Annotated in this window: 17 protein-coding genes; 8 read left to right on the top strand and 9 right to left on the bottom strand. The window is 38.6% G+C overall.

The genetic code is table 11. The annotated features are described in order from the left end of the window. The 3 genes from ACTHJT_RS12370 to rpsT all read right to left on the bottom strand — a co-directional run. Nucleotides 1–739: hypothetical protein (locus ACTHJT_RS12370; protein ID WP_440238606.1), on the bottom strand; the 739-nt coding region annotated here is incomplete at its 3' end. A gap of 310 nt (nucleotides 740–1,049) precedes the next feature. Continuing rightward, nucleotides 1,050–1,454: a c-type cytochrome domain-containing protein gene (locus ACTHJT_RS12365; protein ID WP_440238604.1), complete on the bottom strand. Its 405-nt coding sequence runs from the start codon at nucleotides 1,452–1,454 to the stop codon at nucleotides 1,050–1,052. Nucleotides 1,455–1,564: 110 nt separating this feature from the next. Next, entirely contained in the window at nucleotides 1,565–1,822 is a 258-nt protein-coding gene (rpsT, locus tag ACTHJT_RS12360; RefSeq protein WP_440238602.1) for a 30S ribosomal protein S20, read from the bottom strand. A gap of 132 nt (nucleotides 1,823–1,954) precedes the next feature. Between rpsT and ACTHJT_RS12355 the strand changes: the two genes are divergently transcribed. Then, on the top strand, nucleotides 1,955–2,911 hold the full coding sequence (locus ACTHJT_RS12355; RefSeq protein ID WP_440238600.1) for a zinc dependent phospholipase C family protein: 957 nt from the start codon (nucleotides 1,955–1,957) through the stop codon (nucleotides 2,909–2,911). 94 nt (nucleotides 2,912–3,005) lie between these two features. Beyond that, the gene (locus ACTHJT_RS12350; RefSeq protein WP_440238598.1) at nucleotides 3,006–3,278 is read left to right on the top strand and encodes a hypothetical protein; all 273 of its coding nucleotides are present in this window, start codon (nucleotides 3,006–3,008) and stop codon (nucleotides 3,276–3,278) included. A 14-nt stretch (nucleotides 3,279–3,292) separates the two neighbouring features. Here ACTHJT_RS12350 and ACTHJT_RS12345 read toward each other — a convergent pair whose 3' ends face one another. From ACTHJT_RS12345 to ettA, 4 genes are all read right to left on the bottom strand, one after another. Then, nucleotides 3,293–4,720 (bottom strand): hypothetical protein, encoded by a 1,428-nt coding sequence (locus ACTHJT_RS12345; RefSeq protein ID WP_440238596.1) that lies wholly within the window; start codon nucleotides 4,718–4,720, stop codon nucleotides 3,293–3,295. Nucleotide 4,721: 1 nt separating this feature from the next. Then, on the bottom strand, nucleotides 4,722–6,617 hold the full coding sequence (locus tag ACTHJT_RS12340) for a hypothetical protein (protein WP_440238594.1): 1,896 nt from the start codon (nucleotides 6,615–6,617) through the stop codon (nucleotides 4,722–4,724). Between the two features lie 206 nt (nucleotides 6,618–6,823). Then, a complete protein-coding gene (locus tag ACTHJT_RS12335; protein WP_440238592.1) occupies nucleotides 6,824–7,489 on the bottom strand; it encodes a hypothetical protein in 666 nt (221 codons plus the stop codon). Nucleotides 7,490–7,678: 189 nt separating this feature from the next. After that, nucleotides 7,679–9,352 carry an energy-dependent translational throttle protein EttA gene (ettA, locus tag ACTHJT_RS12330; protein WP_440238608.1) on the bottom strand — a complete coding sequence of 558 codons (1,674 nt, stop codon included), beginning with the start codon at nucleotides 9,350–9,352 and terminating at the stop codon, nucleotides 7,679–7,681. A gap of 247 nt (nucleotides 9,353–9,599) precedes the next feature. On the opposite strand from ettA, the gene ACTHJT_RS12325 reads away from it, so the two are divergent. From ACTHJT_RS12325 to ACTHJT_RS12310, 4 genes are all read left to right on the top strand, one after another. After that, on the top strand, nucleotides 9,600–9,821 hold the full coding sequence (locus ACTHJT_RS12325; protein ID WP_011585228.1) for a DUF2795 domain-containing protein: 222 nt from the start codon (nucleotides 9,600–9,602) through the stop codon (nucleotides 9,819–9,821). Nucleotides 9,822–9,893: 72 nt separating this feature from the next. Beyond that, nucleotides 9,894–10,511: an ABC transporter ATP-binding protein gene (locus tag ACTHJT_RS12320; protein WP_440238590.1), complete on the top strand. Its 618-nt coding sequence runs from the start codon at nucleotides 9,894–9,896 to the stop codon at nucleotides 10,509–10,511. An 88-nt stretch (nucleotides 10,512–10,599) separates the two neighbouring features. Continuing rightward, on the top strand, nucleotides 10,600–12,249 hold the full coding sequence (locus ACTHJT_RS12315; protein ID WP_440238588.1) for a glycoside hydrolase family 5 protein: 1,650 nt from the start codon (nucleotides 10,600–10,602) through the stop codon (nucleotides 12,247–12,249). Nucleotides 12,250–12,433: 184 nt separating this feature from the next. Beyond that, nucleotides 12,434–13,894 (top strand): potassium/proton antiporter, encoded by a 1,461-nt coding sequence (locus ACTHJT_RS12310; protein ID WP_440238586.1) that lies wholly within the window; start codon nucleotides 12,434–12,436, stop codon nucleotides 13,892–13,894. A gap of 4 nt (nucleotides 13,895–13,898) precedes the next feature. Here the strand turns inward: ACTHJT_RS12310 and ACTHJT_RS12305 are convergent, their stop codons facing one another. Then, on the bottom strand, nucleotides 13,899–14,576 hold the full coding sequence (locus tag ACTHJT_RS12305) for a pseudouridine synthase (RefSeq protein WP_440238584.1): 678 nt from the start codon (nucleotides 14,574–14,576) through the stop codon (nucleotides 13,899–13,901). 169 nt (nucleotides 14,577–14,745) lie between these two features. Here ACTHJT_RS12305 and ttcA point away from each other — a divergent pair, with 169 nt between their 5' ends. Beyond that, nucleotides 14,746–15,576: a tRNA 2-thiocytidine(32) synthetase TtcA gene (gene ttcA / locus ACTHJT_RS12300; protein ID WP_440238582.1), complete on the top strand. Its 831-nt coding sequence runs from the start codon at nucleotides 14,746–14,748 to the stop codon at nucleotides 15,574–15,576. A gap of 57 nt (nucleotides 15,577–15,633) precedes the next feature. Here ttcA and ACTHJT_RS12295 read toward each other — a convergent pair whose 3' ends face one another. Then, complete coding sequence (locus ACTHJT_RS12295) at nucleotides 15,634–16,131, bottom strand: hypothetical protein (protein ID WP_440238580.1); 498 nt, start codon at nucleotides 16,129–16,131, stop codon at nucleotides 15,634–15,636. A gap of 357 nt (nucleotides 16,132–16,488) precedes the next feature. Here ACTHJT_RS12295 and ACTHJT_RS12290 point away from each other — a divergent pair. Continuing rightward, on the top strand, nucleotides 16,489–18,870 hold a 2,382-nt coding region (locus tag ACTHJT_RS12290), incomplete at its 3' end, for an AsmA family protein (RefSeq protein WP_440238578.1).

Genomic DNA, 18,870 nt, shown 5'->3' with positions numbered 1-18,870 from the left:
TATTTGCCGGGTTTGCGACCCATATACCTTTAGCAGTAAAGTCTACAAGGTTGCATTTACTGATCGTGATGTTGAGGTTGCTGCCAGTTCCTAAATCATCTAAGCGGCTTAAAATTGCTACGGCAGGTTTGGCTGTACCGGCAGCCTGAATGGTGCAATTATCAATGGTATTATTATTTGAATTAGGAGCCTTAATGTAAATGATGCCGGCAGTAGTACTTGTTGTGTTCGGGTTTGATCCTTTAATGGTACAATATTGAATGGAGTTGCTTGAAGCACCGTTTGTAAAGGTTATTACCGGAGTTGCACTGGCTGTTGAATTGGTGTTTTGTATGGTCAATCCTGGCGTGCCTGTACCGCCGGGTCTTCCGTCGATCGTAACATTTTGTGCAGCACTAAAATTAAAAATAGGCCCTACAAATGCACCAGTCATGGTAAAAGCGTTATTACCTGTTTGAAGCATAATCGTTATGGATTTTGCTGCATTCGCTCCTAAAGTGATGGTGCCTTTTGATAATTCCCCGGCGCTGTTGTAGTCTGTTTGAATTTCTATTATATAATTAACAGCTAATGTACAGGATTTGTATGCTGCATCTATGCTTGTATGTGAGCCGCTTGCACCTACCTTATATACCGTTTGTGCATAGCTGGCTGTTGAGCACAACGTCACTAAACCAATGATGCAAACGGAATATTTTATTGAATTGAAAAATGAATGAATGTTAGACAGTTTTTTCATGGCAATCCTGAATTGGATATAAAATATCGTTAACGAATTAGAATAAATAAGTATGTACGTTTGAAGGGGTAACATCCGTACATGTTTAAAAGTATTAAGGTATTATTGTGAATACGTTTTCAGTTGCTAAAGAATAGTTAGCATGAACGAAATGTATTCTACTGCCAAAGGAGTAAATAAATGCCTTGGTAGTATTTTGGTTCTAAGATACTCAGTATTGTTTTTTTTATCAATGGATAAGGCAGAAATACCTGCTATTCTAAAAAATACAATTGAATGAATAAATTTAAATTCTTCAGAAAGGGGAGATTTAGTTGTTTTTAGCCCCTTGTTTCATCCAGGTTTCAATACGCCTGAGATCACAAGGGCTCAACTGTCCGTTGGGTGGCATTGGATCACTGATTGAAACCAGCGAACTGTATAAAACACTGCTTTGCGGGTTGATCGTATCAATGTACCCGCTGCCTTTTTTTTGTAAGGCACTATAAGCTATTGCTGATTCTAAATTTAAATTTCCTTCAGGAGTTGACCCGGAGTGGCAACCGGAAGTGGCACAATTGGCAGTTAGGATCGGGTTGATGTCAGCAGCAAAAGAAACGGTTGTTATCTTAGGTGTGCAGTCCAGGACCGGTTCTATTTCTCCTTTGTGGTAAGTGCAGGTGAAAAGCTGGCACGCGAAGAATAATAGAATACAAGTGGTCAGACAATACTTCATTGATATATGGGAGTATCTATGCAAAATATAACGCTTGGAATACGTTTTTGGTATAGACATAAAAAAAGTCACGCTGAAAGCGTGACTTTTCAATATTGAAACAGCTGAAATTAAGCAGCTAATTTATTAACAAATTTAGCCAACTTAGATTTCTTGTTCGCTGCATTGTTTTTATGAATGATATTTCTTTTAGCTAATTTATCAAGCATGCCAGATACTTTTTTGTATAACTCAGTAGCATCAGCTTTAGCAGTTGCTGCTCTTAGTCTCTTAACGAAAGTACGTGTAGTTTTCATTTGGTAGCGATTTCTCAGATATTTCGCTCTGTTCGCACGGATTCTTTTTAAAGCTGACTTATGATTTGCCATGTGTGTATATAAATTCTTATTATTCTCGTCAATAAATTTTCGAATGGCAAAGATAACAGCATTTTATTAAAAAACAAAACCTTGTTTGTGTTTTCCTTAAAACACACTATTATTGTGGAAAACTTCAAAGTTATGAAGAAACGCTATTTTTTTGCCATAAAAGTTATTTTTACTGCTATTATCCTCCTTTTATGCACATCCTGGGGCTTTTTTGCCCACAAGGAAATTAATAAAATGGCAGTTTTTACGCTTCCGCAGCCTTTAATGATGTTTTATAAAAAACATATCGATTTTATTACCCAGCAGGCAGTCAATCCGGATAAAAGGCGATATGTGGTAGCAGGTGAGGCTCCGAAGCATTATATGGATATTGAATTTTATTCAGACAGTATTCTGTTGAGGCGGCCGTCCTGGCAGGATGCTAAAGATCTTTATCCGGAAGATTCCATGCAGGCACACGGCATCCTGCCCTGGAACCTGATCCGGCTTACCTATTCATTAACCGATGCATTTAAGCGTAAAGATGCCAAGGCTGTATTAAAAATCTCCGCAGATATGGGGCATTATGTAGGCGACCTGCATGTACCCTTGCATACAACAAAAAATTATAATGGCCAGCTTACCGGACAGCATGGGATACATGGATTATGGGAATCCAGGTTGCCGGAATTATTTTCAGCAAGTTATAATTATTACTCCGGCAGCGCTGAATATATAAAAGATATTCATAAATACATATGGAATGGATTAACACAATCAAGGGAATGTGTTGATTCTGTCCTGTTTATTGAGAAAGAACTCCAGAGAAAGTTTACAGAAGATAAAATCTTCTCATATGAAGACCGAAATGGACAAACATTACGTATATATTCATATGCGTTTAGTGAAGCGTACCATAAAAGTTTGAATAACATGGTTGAAAAACGAATGAAAGCGGCAATAAAAATGACAGGAGACTTGTGGTATACAGCTTGGGTCAATGCCGGAAAACCTTCTATGGCAGAAAGTGAACAACCCGTCTTTACTGTAGAAGAATTAAAAGAGACAGAACAGTTAAAACATGCGGTGCCTGGTGATTGTTCCCATTAAAGTTTGAAAAATAGGTTGTATCTTCAATTTATTCAGAAGTAAAAAAGTATTACCCAATTGGCCCACCATTTAATTAAAATTGTATTTGCAAAGTATGAGTGCATCTAACTCCCCGGATAATATATTTGATTTATATGTATTGTTAAAAGATGAATCTGCTCCATTGGATTCATCCTTTCATTTCTCTCATCTGGACTTAATGAATAATATTATAACAGGTCACTTACACATCGATAATCAATTAGTCGAGTTTGAGATTGACAGCTTTAGCATCATGTATTTCGATCATTTTTCTGTAGGCGACTATTTATTCAATGTCATTGATAATAAATTCATTAAACGGATTGATTATACAAAAGAGATGTAAGCCAGGTTGCCTGATTATTTTTTCATTAGTTCAATAACAGAAAGCAGCGGATGTTTGTCTTCATTGAATGATGCTTTAATGCTGCCATGAAGTTCATTTTCTGTTTTATAGCCTGCAATATTGAGTTCCGCAATGGTAGCAATTTCTTTTCTCTCTTTAAATTCCTTTTGATCAAACAAACCCTGGATATTGTTGGGTTTGCACGATAAATAAAAAATACAATTGTTTATTTTATCCGATTGCTTTGCTGCAGCGGGGTGTGAGTTTTGAAAAATCAACGATGAATCTTTTGATATGTTCAGTTCACTATCAAAGTTTCCCAGGGTTGTCTTAAATGGAGGTTTTTTATTTTTAGATATCAGTCCTGCCTGATGCAGGTAAGTAATGAAGTTTGTGATTTCTTTTTGTCCGGCATTAGCCAAAGTGATCCTGAATGTTGGTTCCAGATAAAGCGAATCTTTTTTTACCATGACCGTTTCAAACTCTTCATTCAGTTCATATCGATAAAATGATTGGAGTAATTTATTCCATCCGTCAAACTCAACAGTAAGCGTATTATTTTCAAGAATAGACATAAAAGGATGCAGATCAACAGACATTTTTTGTGATCCGGTACATGTAGTTGTATATACATTCAGTAATTCATCAAGTGCGGCCGGCGTAGGAGAGCAGGCTGCATATAATCCGTCATCTTTTGCAGGGCCGGGTATGCGAACCTGATTGAAATAATTTACAGCTGTGCCTTTATAATTCCAGTCGATATCGATGTTGTCTGTATTGGCTTTAATTGCGATTTGAATCAACGAAGAGTCCAGGAACGGATGTGGGATAGAATCCAGATAAAATCGGGTATTGATTGTGCAGGACAGATAGATGGAATCATTGGCGACAAGTTGCAGGCTTTGTGCCGGCTGACTGAAGATGTTTTGTGCGACCAATGAATCCTGTTGCTGTTTTGCAATGAATAGCAAATGTCGGTTGTTGTAAAGCCAATATCCTTCACGTGTACGGAACGAAAAAACTATTATTTTTTGTAAGGTTAGGCTATCACTTTTAAAATTTTCCTGTAGTTGTCTATTATCCTCAATATTGAACAATAGTCCGTTGTACATGATGTTATTTTTCCAGATAGAAAAATAACGGATATTGTTTTGATCAGTAATTGAAAAATCTGAGGGCGATCTGAAGATCTTCAGTAATATGTTTGAATTGGTATCAGCCTGAAATAATTTACTGATATCTCCATTCAGCAAGCTTGATAATGCAATGTCTTGCCGGATCTGTTCAAGATTGAAGGTGCCGTAGAGCCAGGAAGAATCGGGAATAGAAAGCTGGACAGCAGGTGTAATAACAGTCGTATCTCTTTTACCACTGGTGTAAAAGAGATACGTTATGCCTGAAAGAAGGATAAATGAAACAATGAATAAATGCTTTTTCTGCATATTATTTCTTTTCGAAATGTACATACATTTCATTGATCATTTCATAAATAGAATTTATACTGTTTTTCTTGTCATCGTTAAATAAGACGTCTGTTTTCGTTGCAACATTGGCATTTTTATCAAATTCTGTAACGTAAACGATTTCATCAAAGTACTTCGCAAGAATTTCCAGTACTTCTGCAGCTTCTTTATCTTCGGTGAACTGTACGGATGAGCCGAGTATTTTACCGATCTCAATGTATGCTCCGGATTGGTGGTTTATAATGCGTTCGTAGTTTACAATTTCGTAATCACTTTTTGTTGTTGCCGAAGTATGTTTCTGCGGATTGAAATTATTGTCGTTTGTTAGTATACAAATAGATTCGTTTACCCAGATGTATTGATTCATTTCTCCGATAACAACCATGTATCTGTTTTTTTCTTTTTTAATAATACCTTTTTTGATCAGTATGCCCAGGTATTTATTGAAAAGGGAATCGCTCTTGATTGTTAATGCGAAAGAGAAAAGTGGCATCGGGATTTTTTTTGTTTTTTCTACTTCAACATAGTTAAACTCTTCATCCATTTCATACACTTTGTATTTTTTATCCATGGTGGTCATGGCATGGTACAATACAATAAACTCGCCTTTGAAAATGTGCCAGAAATCGTCACCATTGATATTGAATGATTTGTATAGCTCTTTAGCCAGCGTATCTTTTCTGTTGTCGATCATTTCATACAGCGTATCCTGCCTTTCCTCCAATGAATCCAGCTGGTACCAGTTTAATGTTTCATGTTCGTATTTTGCTTTGTCGTCGTCTTCGTATCCATAGTCATAAGCGTCATATTCAGCTTCGGCCTCGTCGCTGTATACAGTTCCGGAGTCGGTAATAGTCGACATGTCTGTTTCATATAAAGATTCATCTGGACCATTCACAATGAAGTCAATCGTGTCGATCTCTGCATTGTAACGTACGATAAGCGAATCTGTATTGAATACATTATCCTGACTTTCTCTTATGTAATCGATCAGCAATGTATCCATACTGTAGTTAAATGTTTTGTCAATAAATTTATGGACTTCACTCAGGTCGAATGCATAATTTAAGTAACTCGTAACGGGCGTCTGGTATAAAATATTAGCCAGTTTTGTAGAAGGTTTTACATTAAAAATCGGTGTAATAATGTTGGCCAGTTTTTCTCCGTAAAACTGATTTCCCGTGAATACAATCTTACCGTTTTCGAAATTGATGTAGCTGAAGCTATAGTTATCTTTAAACAGTTCTGAATTTAGAATTGTTGTGTCTTTTATGGCATCTTCTCTGTTTATTTCTTCAAACAACCATGGCATGCTGCTCCATGCATTTGAATTGAATACATAGGTGATGTCTGAATCAAATCCTAGTCCGTTTAAAATTTTAGAATTAGAAAGAATATTTTTTGATGAAGGTAAGGGGTGTGCAAGTGTTTTGATAATCTTTTTTAATTCTGAAGTAGAATATTTGCCTTTGCTGCTGCTGTAATAACTGCGGTAAGGAAGCATGCAGAAAAAAACTTTTTCAGCATTCCAGACAATTAATGTGTTACTTTTTTTAATAAAGCTGAAGCCCTTACCGGCTTTCATAACTTTCGGATTGCTTTTGTAATAAATGTCTTTAATGAAGTTTGTAAAATTATTTTTGTTCAATAAAGGAATTGCTACTACAGCAATCGAGCGCATGCTTGTTGAAGAAGAATAAGAATAATAATCATCATCATATTCCTTTGATTTTGACTTTGACTTTGACGAGGGTAAAACCGTTTCTTCAGGAATATCATAGTAATACATTTCAGTTTTAATATTCAATCCTGTCTCATCTGGCGTTTCAAATAATTTAATGATTGCTCTTTCTTCTGCTGTTTTATTATGCAGCATTTTAAAAAGAAAATCTTTATAGAGTTCGCTGGCGCGTATTTCATCAAAATTAACATTGTTGTTTATGCGTCCTCCGTTGACTTTAATAATGTAGGTAGCTTCGGCAGGAATGTAATTTTTTATATCCTGTGCAGTTGCAAAAAGCGATAAAAAAATGACAGTAGAAGTAAAGTATTTTTCATATTAGGTATTTGTTATACTGATATTTATTGGCCTACAGTGATGTTGTTATTTGATTTTCCTTTTATAGCAATCGTACTCCAGATATCATGTTTGTACAATACAGCTTTTTTACTTGGAGAGACAGTATAATTCATGGCATTACCATTGGTTACTGTCGTATCAAAACGACAGATTACGGTATAATCGGATTTCTGCAGCATCTCGATGATCTGGGTGTTTGCGCTTTGAGTTAGATGATCAACTTCTGAACTGTTGGCATTACGTTTAAATATTCCGTTTTCATAGGAATACAGCGTTAGAGCGGCAGGAGCTTTTTTATCGTATGTTTTCCAGATGCTGTGCACGGCATTGTTGAGCGAAGAAACATTCTTAAAATCACAGGATAGGTTGTAGATATAATTTGTATGGTCCTGTTTGATCGTTACATTGCTGATACCATCAATACCTTGCAACTTGGTTTTAACTTCTGTGATTTTATTATCAATCGTAGCTGTTGTAGGCACTTTGTATTGTAAAATACTATCCTGGGTGCGGATTTTATCAATCTGGTTTTTACTTTGACTTAAGTTCACAATGAACTTGTAGGTGCCGCTGCCATTTTTATGAACAGTTACATCTTCAATGATCTCAAAGCAGGATGTTAGTGAAACGGATATGAATAACAGGATTCCGTAAAAAGAATATTTCATGAGATAAATAAAAAGAATGATAAATTATAAGTTATAAATTATGAATTTAGTGCCATTCATAATTTGTTGTATCTGCTGTAACGTAACACTTGTATACAGTGTTTAAATATAATTGAATTTTAATCGTAAATCGATTGTGCGGGGCATAAAATAAAGAGTGGTCCCGATAACTGTCAGGACTACCCTTTATTATTTTACCAGTTTTTTATAACGGATACGCTGAGGGCCTACATCACCCATACGTTTTTTCTTATTTTCTTCGTAATCGGAGTAGTTGCCTTCAAACCAATATACCTGTGAATCGCCTTCAAAAGCAAGGATATGTGTTGCTACACGATCCAGGAACCAGCGGTCGTGGGAAATAATTACCGCACAGCCTCCAAAGTTCTCCAGCGCTTCTTCAAGTGCTCTCAATGTATTTACATCCAGGTCGTTGGTCGGTTCATCCAATAACAGGAGGTTTGCTCCGGTTTTGAGTGTCATGGCAAGATGCACACGGTTACGCTCACCGCCTGATAATACACCGATTTTCTTCTCCTGGTCTGAGCCACCAAAGTTGAAACGGCTCACGTAAGCTCTTGAATTTACCTGTTTATTGCCTAGCATCAGGTGTTCTGTTCCCCCGGATATCGTTTCAAATACCGATTTCTCCGGGTCTAAACCAGAGTGTTCCTGGTCATAATAACCGATATCTACCGTTTCACCTACAGCAAACGAACCGGAGTCGGGCTGGGCCTGGCCGGTGATGAGTTTAAACAAGGTTGTTTTACCAGCACCATTGGGACCGATGATTCCTACAATACCACCTTGCGGCAGGTTAAAGCTGAGGTCATCGAACAATAATTTATCACCAAATGCTTTGGATACATGTTGTACTTCAATGACTTTATTACCCAGGCGGCGGCCTGGCGGAATAAACATTTCCAGTCTTTCTTCTTTCTCTTTTGTCTCTTCGCCTAATAATTTGTCGTATGCGCTGATACGGGCTTTAGATTTCGCCTGGCGGGCTTTAGGGGACATACGCACCCATTCAAGTTCGCGCTGTAAGGTCTTCTGACGTTTGGATTCAGACTTTTCTTCCTGTGCAAGACGGGTTTGTTTCTGATCCAGCCACGAAGAGTAATTGCCTTTCCACGGAATACCTTCACCGCGGTCAAGCTCCAGGATCCAGCCCGCAACGTTATCCAGGAAGTACCTGTCGTGCGTTACAGCGATTACTGTACCGGCATATTGTTGCAAGTGTTGCTCCAGCCAGTCTACAGATTCGGCGTCCAGGTGGTTGGTTGGTTCATCCAGTAATAAAACGTCCGGTTCTTGTAGTAACAGTCTGCAAAGTGCAACGCGTCTTTTTTCACCACCGGATAAATGTTCGATTTTAGCATCGCCCGGAGGGCAGCGGAGTGCGTCCATGGCACGTTCCAGCTTTGTATCCAGTTCCCAGGCATTGTGCTGGTCCAGTAATTCCTGAATGCGGCCTTGTTCTTCGATCAGCTTGGTCATTTGATCATCGCTCATTTCTTCGCCGAATTTCAGGTTGATCTCTTCAAACTTTTTCAACAGGTCAACCACTTCCTGAACACCTTCCTCAACAATTTCTTTAACTGTTTTAGTCGGATCAAGCTTTGGTTCCTGTTCCAGCATACCGACAGAATAGCCCGGACTGAAGGCTACATCGCCGATGTATTCTTTATCTATGCCCGCAATAATCTTAAGCAGGGTAGATTTACCGGAACCGTTTAAACCAAGCACGCCGATTTTGGCGCCATAAAAAAACGACAGGTAAATATTTTTAATGATTTGTCTTTTGGGTGGAATGATTTTACTCACACCAGCCATGGAGAATATAATTTGCTCGCTCATAATAGTGATTAATGAAGAGGTAAATATCGGAAAAAAAGTACAAAGTACAGTGTACTGAGTACAGAGTATTTGTGCCGCAAGTGTAGCTGTGCATTCGTTATTTATTTTGAGCAAATACGCTCAACGTTGAGTTTTACTTTGTACTCAATACTCTGTACTCCGTACTTTCTTTTCCACATTTTCGAAAAAAAGTTTGTAATACTAATTAATATTTTATTTTTGCACGGAAGTTCAAAACGAGGAACAAATTATGTATTGGACACTAGAATTAGCTTCCTACCTGGAAGATGCTCCCTGGCCAGCAACAAAAGATGAGTTGATTGACTTTTCTGTGCGTTCTGGTACACCTCTTGAAGTAATTGAAAACTTACAAGAGCTGGAAGACGATGGTCAACCGTATGAAAGTATCGAAGAAATCTGGCCGGATTATCCGTCAAAAGATGATTTCTTCTTTAATGAAGACGAATATTAATCGAAAGCCGGGATTATACCCGGCTTTTTATTTTCATTGCCATACGCATTGAATCACTTACTTATTTCTGATTTGGCTGTTATCATTAACAACAAGACCATTGTTGAATCTTTTAATATAACAGCACAACCCGGCGATACCGTCTTCATAACAGGAGACAATGGCTCGGGTAAATCCACGATTTTAAAAGCGATCGCCCGCTATCAGCCTATTGCCCGGGGAACAATCAGTCTGGCTGCAAAAGACGCATTTCAGTTTTCTCTATCAGCCTGGCATCAGCACGTACATTATCTGCCGCAGCACAATCCACTGGCCTTTCCTGTAAAAGTGAAAGATCTGCTTTTAATGGCTTTTTACCGGGATAAAAAATGGTTTGATAGCTATTCCAATCAACAGCTGCAGCAGGTGGAACAGCTTGCCCGCATATTTAATATTTCACATTTGCTGGACCGTAATGCAAAAGAACTTTCGGGTGGTGAGCTGCAACTGTGCTGGCTGGTACAATCTTTACTGGCAAAGCCGGATGTATTGCTGCTGGATGAACCTACGCAATACCTGGATGCCAAAAACCGCACGGCATTTTTTTCAATACTACATGCTGTACAATCAGCAACACCATTCATTTGCTTATGCGTTACCCATGACCTGCCTTTTAAAAAAGAAGAGTATGGAACAGTTATATCGTTGTAATTCCTGCTGAATTCATAGAAAAATATTACACAATATAATTTAAGTGCTATTTTATGGTTATTTTAGAGTACACCAATGTGTCAATTTAATGAGCCTCTACAAAATTTTATCCATTTCGCTGCTATTAACCATATTCTTCTCCTGCCACAAGAAAGAAGATGAAGGTACTCAACCAACAACTTCCACACATGTACATACAAATGGAACAGATATCCTTGATGCCAATGGCAATAAACTTTATCTGCGGGGTGTAGCCTTTGGAAATGAAGTATGGACGGATGTTGAAGTGCCGGTGAATCACCATGCGGAGGTTGACTATCAGCGTGTGCATGATATGGGCATGAATGCCATTCGTTTTTACATGAATTATAAAACGTTTGAAGATGATGCAGATCCTTATGTCTATAAAGCAAGCGGCTGGGACTGGATTGATCAGAATATTACATGGGCCAAAAATCATAATGTTTATCTGATCCTCAACATGCACGTGCCGCAGGGCGGTTTTCAATCTAACGGTAATGGCGGCGCTTTATGGAACGATCCGGAGAATCAGGCACGTTTAAAAGCATTGTGGTTTAATATTGCCAAGCGTTATGCAAATGAACCTGTTATTGCCGGATTTGATTTGTTGAACGAGCCGGTGGTAACCGCATCTATTGACCAGTGGAAAAATTTTGCGCAGGATATTATCGATACAATCCGTACGGTGAATAAAACGCATATGATTGTTGTGGAGCGTGTCAATGCAGTTGGTACAGACTGGTCGAGCAATGCGGATATGAACTTCTTTGAATTGAATGATAACAACCTGGCATACGAATTTCATTTCTATACGCCCATGGAGTTTACACACCAGGGAGCAGACTGGATTACCAATCCGCCGATACCGCAGGGGCAGGTATATCCTGATCCCAACAAATTATATGTAACCGGAACACCAAGCTTTTTAACGGCTTCTTTTTCAAATCCTAAGATTGCTGCTGGGACATACGACTGGACTGAATATGTTGAATCGCCTAAGTTTAAGATCAACGATGCAAATATAAAATTGTGCCAGCCTGCAGTAGTTAACCGGGCTAACACCGGGAAGATCTGGGTTGATGATATCGTTGTTAAGGAATACGACGAAAATAATAATTTTGTAAGAACCGTATGGGACATCGATGTAACCTCTTATGATGGCTGGTACTACTGGAGCCAGGATGGTTCGGGCAGTGCGGGCACGGACCTTACAACCGGACATTCAAATTCCAACTCCGTTTACATGCAGGGTTCAGCCAGTGATGCGAACCTGAGCAACAGCAAATATCAATTCATTCCTAAACAGGGATATTCATATACCATCAGTGGTTGGGTGAAAGGAGAAAATGTGACTGCAGGATCGGCTGCCATGTTCCGGTTGGATTGTAATAAGATCTCTGCCGGCGGAGCTGTATATGCTTTTGATAAAGCCTATCTGGCTTCGCAGGTTGACCAGTATTATCAATGGACAAAAGCACACAACCGGCCATTGTTCCTTGGTGAATTTGGCGCCATTCAATATGCATTTATCAATGATCGCGGCGGCATTCAATGGGTAAACGACATGATTGATATTTTGAAAGAACGTGAAGCGCATTTTACCTATCACGATTATCATGAAGATAATTTTGGTCTTTATAAAGGTTATGGAAGCCCTGTAAATCCGGCCCAATGCAATCAGCCATTGATTGATCTGTTTAAATCAAAACTGCCTTAACTCAGTTTTAAACTAGTGAAAATTTATGCGGCAAGTGTGAATACATTTTGCCGCATATGATTTTTATAATAAGTTCTATGTATATATTTATTTTGCTAAAAACTAATTGGTATTTCTTGTATCTTTAATACAATAGTTTTGCATACTATTTTACTTCCCATTTAAAAGAATCTGTTGGTATCATATGTTGAATCTGGAAGAGTTGTTATTAGGTTTTTCTACACTTGTACTGGTAAGTATTTTTATTGCACGTATCAGTAATAATCTGGGTGTGCCTGTGTTATTACTCTTTTTAGGAGTTGGAATGATGGCTGGCTCTGAAGGACCTGGTAACATAGCTTTTGATGATACCGGGCTTGCGCAGTCTATCGGAATCTGTTCGTTAATCTTTATATTATTCTCCGGCGGCTTAGCCACACATTGGAATATTGTAAAACCTGTTTTGTGGCCTTCGCTGAGTCTGGCCACATTGGGAGTGGCCTTAACGGCCGGTACAGTTGCGATCTTTGCCAATCTTGTCTTTAACGTTCCTTTGCTGATCAGTTTATTATTAGGTTCTATTGTAGCATCTACCGATGCGGCGGCGGTTTTCTCCATCATTGGTGCGCGGAACATAAAGATCAAAGGTAAAATCACGCCGCTGCTTGAACTGGAATCAGGCAGCAACGATCCTATGGCTGTATTCTTAACTATTGCCTTGATAGAATTGATAAAGGTTCCCGAAGTATCCTTCTTGCGATTGAGTCTGCAGTTTGTAATGGAGATGGGGATAGGGCTGGCGATGGGATTAGGACTAGGCAAGTCCATTGTATTTATTATTAACAGGTTAAAAATTCCGATTGAAGGATTGTACCAGGTCTTTGTATTTGCCGGAGCATTTTTTGTATATGCATCTACCAACCTGTTACACGGAAGTGGCTTCCTGGCTGTATATGTAGCAGGCATGGTTGTAGGTAACAACAACATTGTTCATAAGAAAAACGTGTTCCGTTTTTTTGATGGAATGGCCTGGGTAGCACAGATCGTTATGTTTTTAACATTGGGTTTGCTGGTATATCCGAGTCACATCCTGACAAATTTTAAAACGGAATTATCTATTTCTTTATTCTTAATTATTATCGCGCGGCCATTAGGAGTCTTTATATCACTGATGCCGTTTAAGTTTTCCATCAAAGAAAAAATATTCATTTCCTGGGTTGGGCTACGTGGTGCCGTACCGATTATCCTGGCTACGTTTCCCATGCTTGCAGGCATTTACGAAGCACAGTGGATCTTTAATGTGGTATTTTTTATCGTAATTACCTCTGCGTTGCTGCAGGGCTGGACAATTCCATTTGCACTGGATCTCTTAAAACTGAAAGATACCTATACACCATTTATTACTTCACCAACTGAGTTCAACCACCTGGATGAAGTAGACCGTGTACGCATCAATATGATTGTACCCGATAATGCCACCTTTAATAACCAATCCATCGTTTCCATCAAAGCGCTTCAAGGCTGCCTGATTATTACCGTGAAAAGGGGGGATACCTATTTCGTTCCTTCCGGTGGTACGATTTTAAAAAGTGGCGATTACCTGCAGGCGCTGGTAAGTCAGTCAAAAGTAGAAGAGCTGAAATCTATCCTCGAAGTTTCGCAATAGGAAACTATTTTGAAGTGTAAAAAAAAGCTTTTGATATTTCTCTGAATTCGCCCGGTTGTAGGCCGTTCAGTTCAATAGAGGTAATGCGGATACGCTTTAGCATGGTTACTTCATAGTTCAGTTTGTAACACATTCTCCGGATCTGCCGGTTTAAACCTTGGGTAAGAATAATGCGGAAAGAACGATCTGAAACTTTGTAAACTTGTGCTGGTCGTGTGCGTTGGCCCATGATCACAATTCCGGAAGCGAGTTGCTCGATCGCATCTTCCGTTAATGCTTTATCTACTTCAACCAGGTATTCTTTTTCTTTTAAATTTTCTGAAAAGGCGATGTCTTTGTAGATTTTACCATCGTTGGTCAGCAGCAACAAGCCTTCCGACTCTTTATCCAGTCGCCCAACAGGGTATACATGTACATCAAAGGGAAGGGCCTGCAGCAGATTGTTTTCGATTTCAGCATTCAGGGTACACTCAATGCCGCGCGGTTTGTAATACGCGTAGTATACATGTTCCAGACCTGCCTGCAAGAGCTCTCCATTGGCCTCAATGCAATCGCTTTTTAACACATCCTGCCGTTGCAAGGCTTTTATTCCATTAATGAATACCCGGTTTTCCTGCACCATTTCACTGGCTTTCTCTTTTGAAAAATGAAACCGTTTTACAAGAAATTCATTAATATTCATAGTATGGAATAGAGAACCGGATTTTGTACGAAGTAAAGTTCTGTTTAAATACGAATATTCGCAAACGGTCGGATGTGCGCAATCTGCACTTTTAAATTATCAACTTTTTTCGGCGGTTCCTTATTACTTTTCTTTGTACCTTTGTATTCTACTTAGTATCATTTAAATCATGCCTTTACCAAGTCCGGAAGAAAAAAATACCAACCGTCTGCGCAAAAGTTTTTGGGAGGCTGTTGAAGAATTTAACCTGATCGAACCCGGAGATAAAATCATGGTGTGTCTTTCCGGCGGTAAGGATAGTTATACCATGCTCGATCTGTTCATTCATGCCCAGACCGTTCGTAAGAACTTTGAGATCATTGCTGTCAACCTGGATCAGAAACAGCCGGATTATCCGGAGCATATCCTGCCTGAATATTTAACGAAGCTTGGTGTGAATTTCAGGATCGTTGAGAAAGATACCTACAGCATTGTGATCGATAAAACGCCAGCCGGTAAAACGATGTGCAGTCTTTGCTCGCGCTTGCGCAGGGGTAGCTTGTATGCTACAGCTGAGGAGTTGGGCGCAACGAAGATTGCCTTGGGTCATCACCGGGAAGATGTATTGGAAACTTTTTTCCTGAATCTGTTCTTCAGCGGTAAAATGGAAGCCATGCCAGCTAAATACAGAACGGATGATGGCAAACATGTAGTAATTCGTCCGTTGGTGTATTGTAAAGAAAATGAGATTGCAGAATATGCGATCTATAAGAATTTTCCGATCATCCCTTGCAATTTATGCGGCTCACAGGAAAACATGCAGCGCAAGATTACCAAGAAGATGCTTGCTGACTGGGAACTGCAATACCCGAACAGAAAAGAAGTTATTTATAATGCATTAAAGAATATCAGTCCATCACATTTATTCGACCGCGACCTGTATGATTTTAGTGCGCTGGAGCATAGGATAGAAGCCCTCAATCAAAAGTCTGCACCCAAAGCCGAGGAATATATCCCGTAATACAAAAAACGTCCCGATAGCTATCGGGACGTTTTTTGTATTATGAAATAAGATTCTTTATTCAACATCTTCAGGAGTCAGCTCACCTTCTTTGGGTGCAGTGCCTGCTGCTTTATTCTTTTGGAATTCTTCTTTCTTCTGTTTTTTAATTGCTTCCCACTTTGTTTTCTGATCGCTTGTTAAAATAGTATTCAAACTGTTGTTATAATCAGCCTTTATTGTTTTGGAGGCTGTTTTTGTCGCTTCCATGTCACCTTTGTACTTAGTATGAATGCTGTCAAGCTGTTTCGCTTTTGAAATGTTAAGCGCTGAGACTTTTGTTTGCTGATCGCTGGTTAAGCTTAAATTGGTGGTCATATACTGAGTCAGTTTTGCAGCTTTTTGTTCAGGAGTCATTTTATGTTCAGCAGAACTTTGCTTTCCTTGAGCGCTTGCATTCTGCTGACCTTTTACGCCTTTGTGCTGGTCTTTATTACCATTATTGCCATTTTGCTGAGCAATGCCAGACACAGATACACCTGCAATGAGTGCAAAAATAAAAACAACTTTTTTCATAGTTTTAATACGGTTAAAATGAGAATCAGATTTAATTGTGATAATTTATAAATAGTAAATGCTACATCAGATACGTTGGTAACATACATGCAACAATAAACACAAGATACATTATCCTGATAGTAAGATAATTGTGTATATGATCTTTTTCATGATACTACGAATTACGGTTTAAGTTACTTTTAACGGTTAGACGTCGGATTTGGTTAAACCCTTCGCTTATTTTTCTTTTTTATCCGGTAAAATTCTAAAAAATAGAATGTTCAGATTTTATAAACAAAAGCGATAGAATATACCTCTCATTCAGTATCTTGTCAGCAATTTTTGAAAGCACTAAATCGTATTCGGTTCCGGAGAATGAAATTGAATAAAAATAGAAAGAAGTGGTTTATTATTATCGGCACTGGGATCGCATTGCTGCTGATTACACCATTGATTATTGTGCAGGTATATAAGGACGAGATCAAGCTGGAGATTGAAAAGCAAATTGATGAGAACGTGAATGCGGTTGTTACGTTCGAAAAACTTGATTATTCTTTCTTTTTCCAATTCCCTCATTTAACACTGGCCATGAAAAAGGTGGATGTTGTTGGCATTGGTGAATTTAATGGCGATACACTGGCCCATATAGAACGGGTTGATCTGAAGATGGACTGGATCAAAATTATTTTCTTTAATAAGGTTGAAGTGGATCGTGTTGTATTAAACAAACCTAAATTACACATGCATGTTCTGCACGACGGAAATGCGAATTATAATATTATTAAAAGCGATACATTAACAGATAGTAATGAAGGCTTTGCTTCCATTTCACTGGATGAGTTTTCTATACGCGAAGGTATTGTACAATACTGGGATCAGCAAGCCAGCCGCTGGTTTGAGCTGAATGATATAGACCACGACGGAACAATAAAAATTACAGGCAATAAAATTGAATATCTGACCGCAACAACTATTGAACATGTTTCAGTTTCCGACCGAAATATGTATTATATGCGTGATAAAAAACTGGTATTGAAGATGGATCTTGAATATGATATGGGTACCAATATCTGTTCTATTAATGAGAACAATATACAGCTGAATAAACTAGCCTTTGGACTCGATGGTCATATTACTTTTTTAGATGGCGGTTATGATATTGATTTTACAGTTGCTTCCAGAGAAACATCCTTTAGTGATATTCTGTCTTTAGTACCTTCCGCTTATACTGATGAATTTAAGAATGTTAAAACAGAAGGCTTACTCACTTGTTCCGGTTTAATCAAAGGTAAATACTTTGATACAAGCGATGTACTGCCGGCTTTTCATCTTGATTTTAAGATTGCGGATGCCATGCTGCAGGTGCCGGAATTCCCTTCCAGAATAAAGGATATACAGTTTGATCTGATGATTGACAACAACAGCGGTATCATGGACAGTACTATTTTTGATTTGAAAAGATTCAATATGGATTTTGGCGGGCATCCTGTTAAAGGCCGCTGTAAGATACAGGGGTTTTCAGAAATGCGCATTGATACAGATATACTGGCAGAACTGGAGTTTGAAACGATTGAAAAAATTTTTCCGATTGATCATTTTGACGTAAAAGGAAAATTGAATTTTGAATTGAAGGCCAATGGTATTTATAAGAAAAGGAATGTACTGGAACATATTGAAGTAACCAGTATTCCAGCCTTTACATTGAATCTGAAAGTCGACAATGGCAGACTGAAGTATGACAGCGCAGCGGCAACATTTCATGATATTCATTTGTTGCTGAACAGTAGCAACACCGACGGCAATCCGCAACATACAGATTTTGATCTGAAGAATTTTCAGATGTCGCTGGGTAAAAATAATGTTTCGGGGAATGTACTCATGAAAGGACTGAATCCATGTTTCATACAATCCGGCCTGAAGGCTAACATGGATCTGGCTGATGTTAAGAAATTATATCCCCAAACCAGTAATGAGTTGAAGGGATTGTTTGAAACATCTGTTGTTATTGATGGTATGTATGATACCGAAAATAATTTATTTCCGTCGATCAATGCATTGATTAACCTCACCGATGGATATTTAAAAACACCCGATTATCCGGAACCCATTGAAAACATTCATTTTAACGCACGTGCCTTGAACAAGAGCGGCAAGGCTGAAGATACAAGAGTGGACTTTGACCAGCTGACTTTTTTGATGGAAGGAAATCCGTTTTCATTGAAGGGATACATTGAAGATTTTATTAAGATGAATTATGATTTTTCAGTCAATGGTATTCTTGATCTTGAAAAACTGACCAAGGTATTTCCAACAGAAGGTGTACAACTGCAAGGCATTGTTAATGCGGATATCGAAAGCAGGGGATCTATTCTTGATATTGAAAACGGCGATTATTCTAAAATTGCCTGCACGGGAAATGTTGTCATAAAAACTTTTAAATACAGAACTCCGGCATTCAGCCGTTCATTACATCTGAATGAAGTACAACTAAAACTAACGCCTGCAAAAGTTGTGATGACTAAATGTGACGGACGTATAGGAAGAACCAAATTTTCAATGACGGGTGACCTGATGAACTATATGTATTTTGTTACGGCAAACAACGACATGATCACCGGTGATTTGAAACTAATCAGTGATACGCTCGACCTCACCCCATGGATAGATAAAACCTATGCAAGACAACGTGCTGCCAGAAATCCAACTGAAGCTGCGGCGTTGCCTGTAGAATCACAGATATGGGAGGTGCCGAAAAAT

Source organism: Cytophaga sp. (genome assembly GCF_051961495.1).
Classification (GTDB): domain Bacteria; phylum Bacteroidota; class Bacteroidia; order Cytophagales; family Cytophagaceae; genus Cytophaga.
Note: the sequence above shows the minus strand (reverse complement) of the source record. Positions and strands in the feature narration are given on the sequence as shown.

Bases quoted from the DNA above. Each gene is read 5' to 3' on its own strand.
- ACTHJT_RS12365 (WP_440238604.1), bottom strand. From the start codon at position 1,454: ATGAAGTATTGTCTGACCACTTGTATTCTATTATTCTTCGCGTGCCAG.
- rpsT (WP_440238602.1), bottom strand. From the start codon at position 1,822: ATGGCAAATCATAAGTCAGCTTTAAAAAGAATCCGTGCGAACAGAGCG.
- ACTHJT_RS12355 (WP_440238600.1), top strand. From the start codon at position 1,955: ATGAAGAAACGCTATTTTTTTGCCATAAAAGTTATTTTTACTGCTATT.
- ACTHJT_RS12350 (WP_440238598.1), top strand. From the start codon at position 3,006: ATGAGTGCATCTAACTCCCCGGATAATATATTTGATTTATATGTATTG.
- ACTHJT_RS12345 (WP_440238596.1), bottom strand. From the start codon at position 4,720: ATGCAGAAAAAGCATTTATTCATTGTTTCATTTATCCTTCTTTCAGGC.
- ACTHJT_RS12340 (WP_440238594.1), bottom strand. From the start codon at position 6,617: ATGCTGCATAATAAAACAGCAGAAGAAAGAGCAATCATTAAATTATTT.
- ACTHJT_RS12335 (WP_440238592.1), bottom strand. From the start codon at position 7,489: ATGAAATATTCTTTTTACGGAATCCTGTTATTCATATCCGTTTCACTA.
- ACTHJT_RS12325 (WP_011585228.1), top strand. From the start codon at position 9,600: ATGTATTGGACACTAGAATTAGCTTCCTACCTGGAAGATGCTCCCTGG.
- ACTHJT_RS12315 (WP_440238588.1), top strand. From the start codon at position 10,600: ATGAGCCTCTACAAAATTTTATCCATTTCGCTGCTATTAACCATATTC.
- ACTHJT_RS12310 (WP_440238586.1), top strand. From the start codon at position 12,434: ATGTTGAATCTGGAAGAGTTGTTATTAGGTTTTTCTACACTTGTACTG.
- ACTHJT_RS12305 (WP_440238584.1), bottom strand. From the start codon at position 14,576: ATGAATATTAATGAATTTCTTGTAAAACGGTTTCATTTTTCAAAAGAG.
- ttcA (WP_440238582.1), top strand. From the start codon at position 14,746: ATGCCTTTACCAAGTCCGGAAGAAAAAAATACCAACCGTCTGCGCAAA.
- ACTHJT_RS12295 (WP_440238580.1), bottom strand. From the start codon at position 16,131: ATGAAAAAAGTTGTTTTTATTTTTGCACTCATTGCAGGTGTATCTGTG.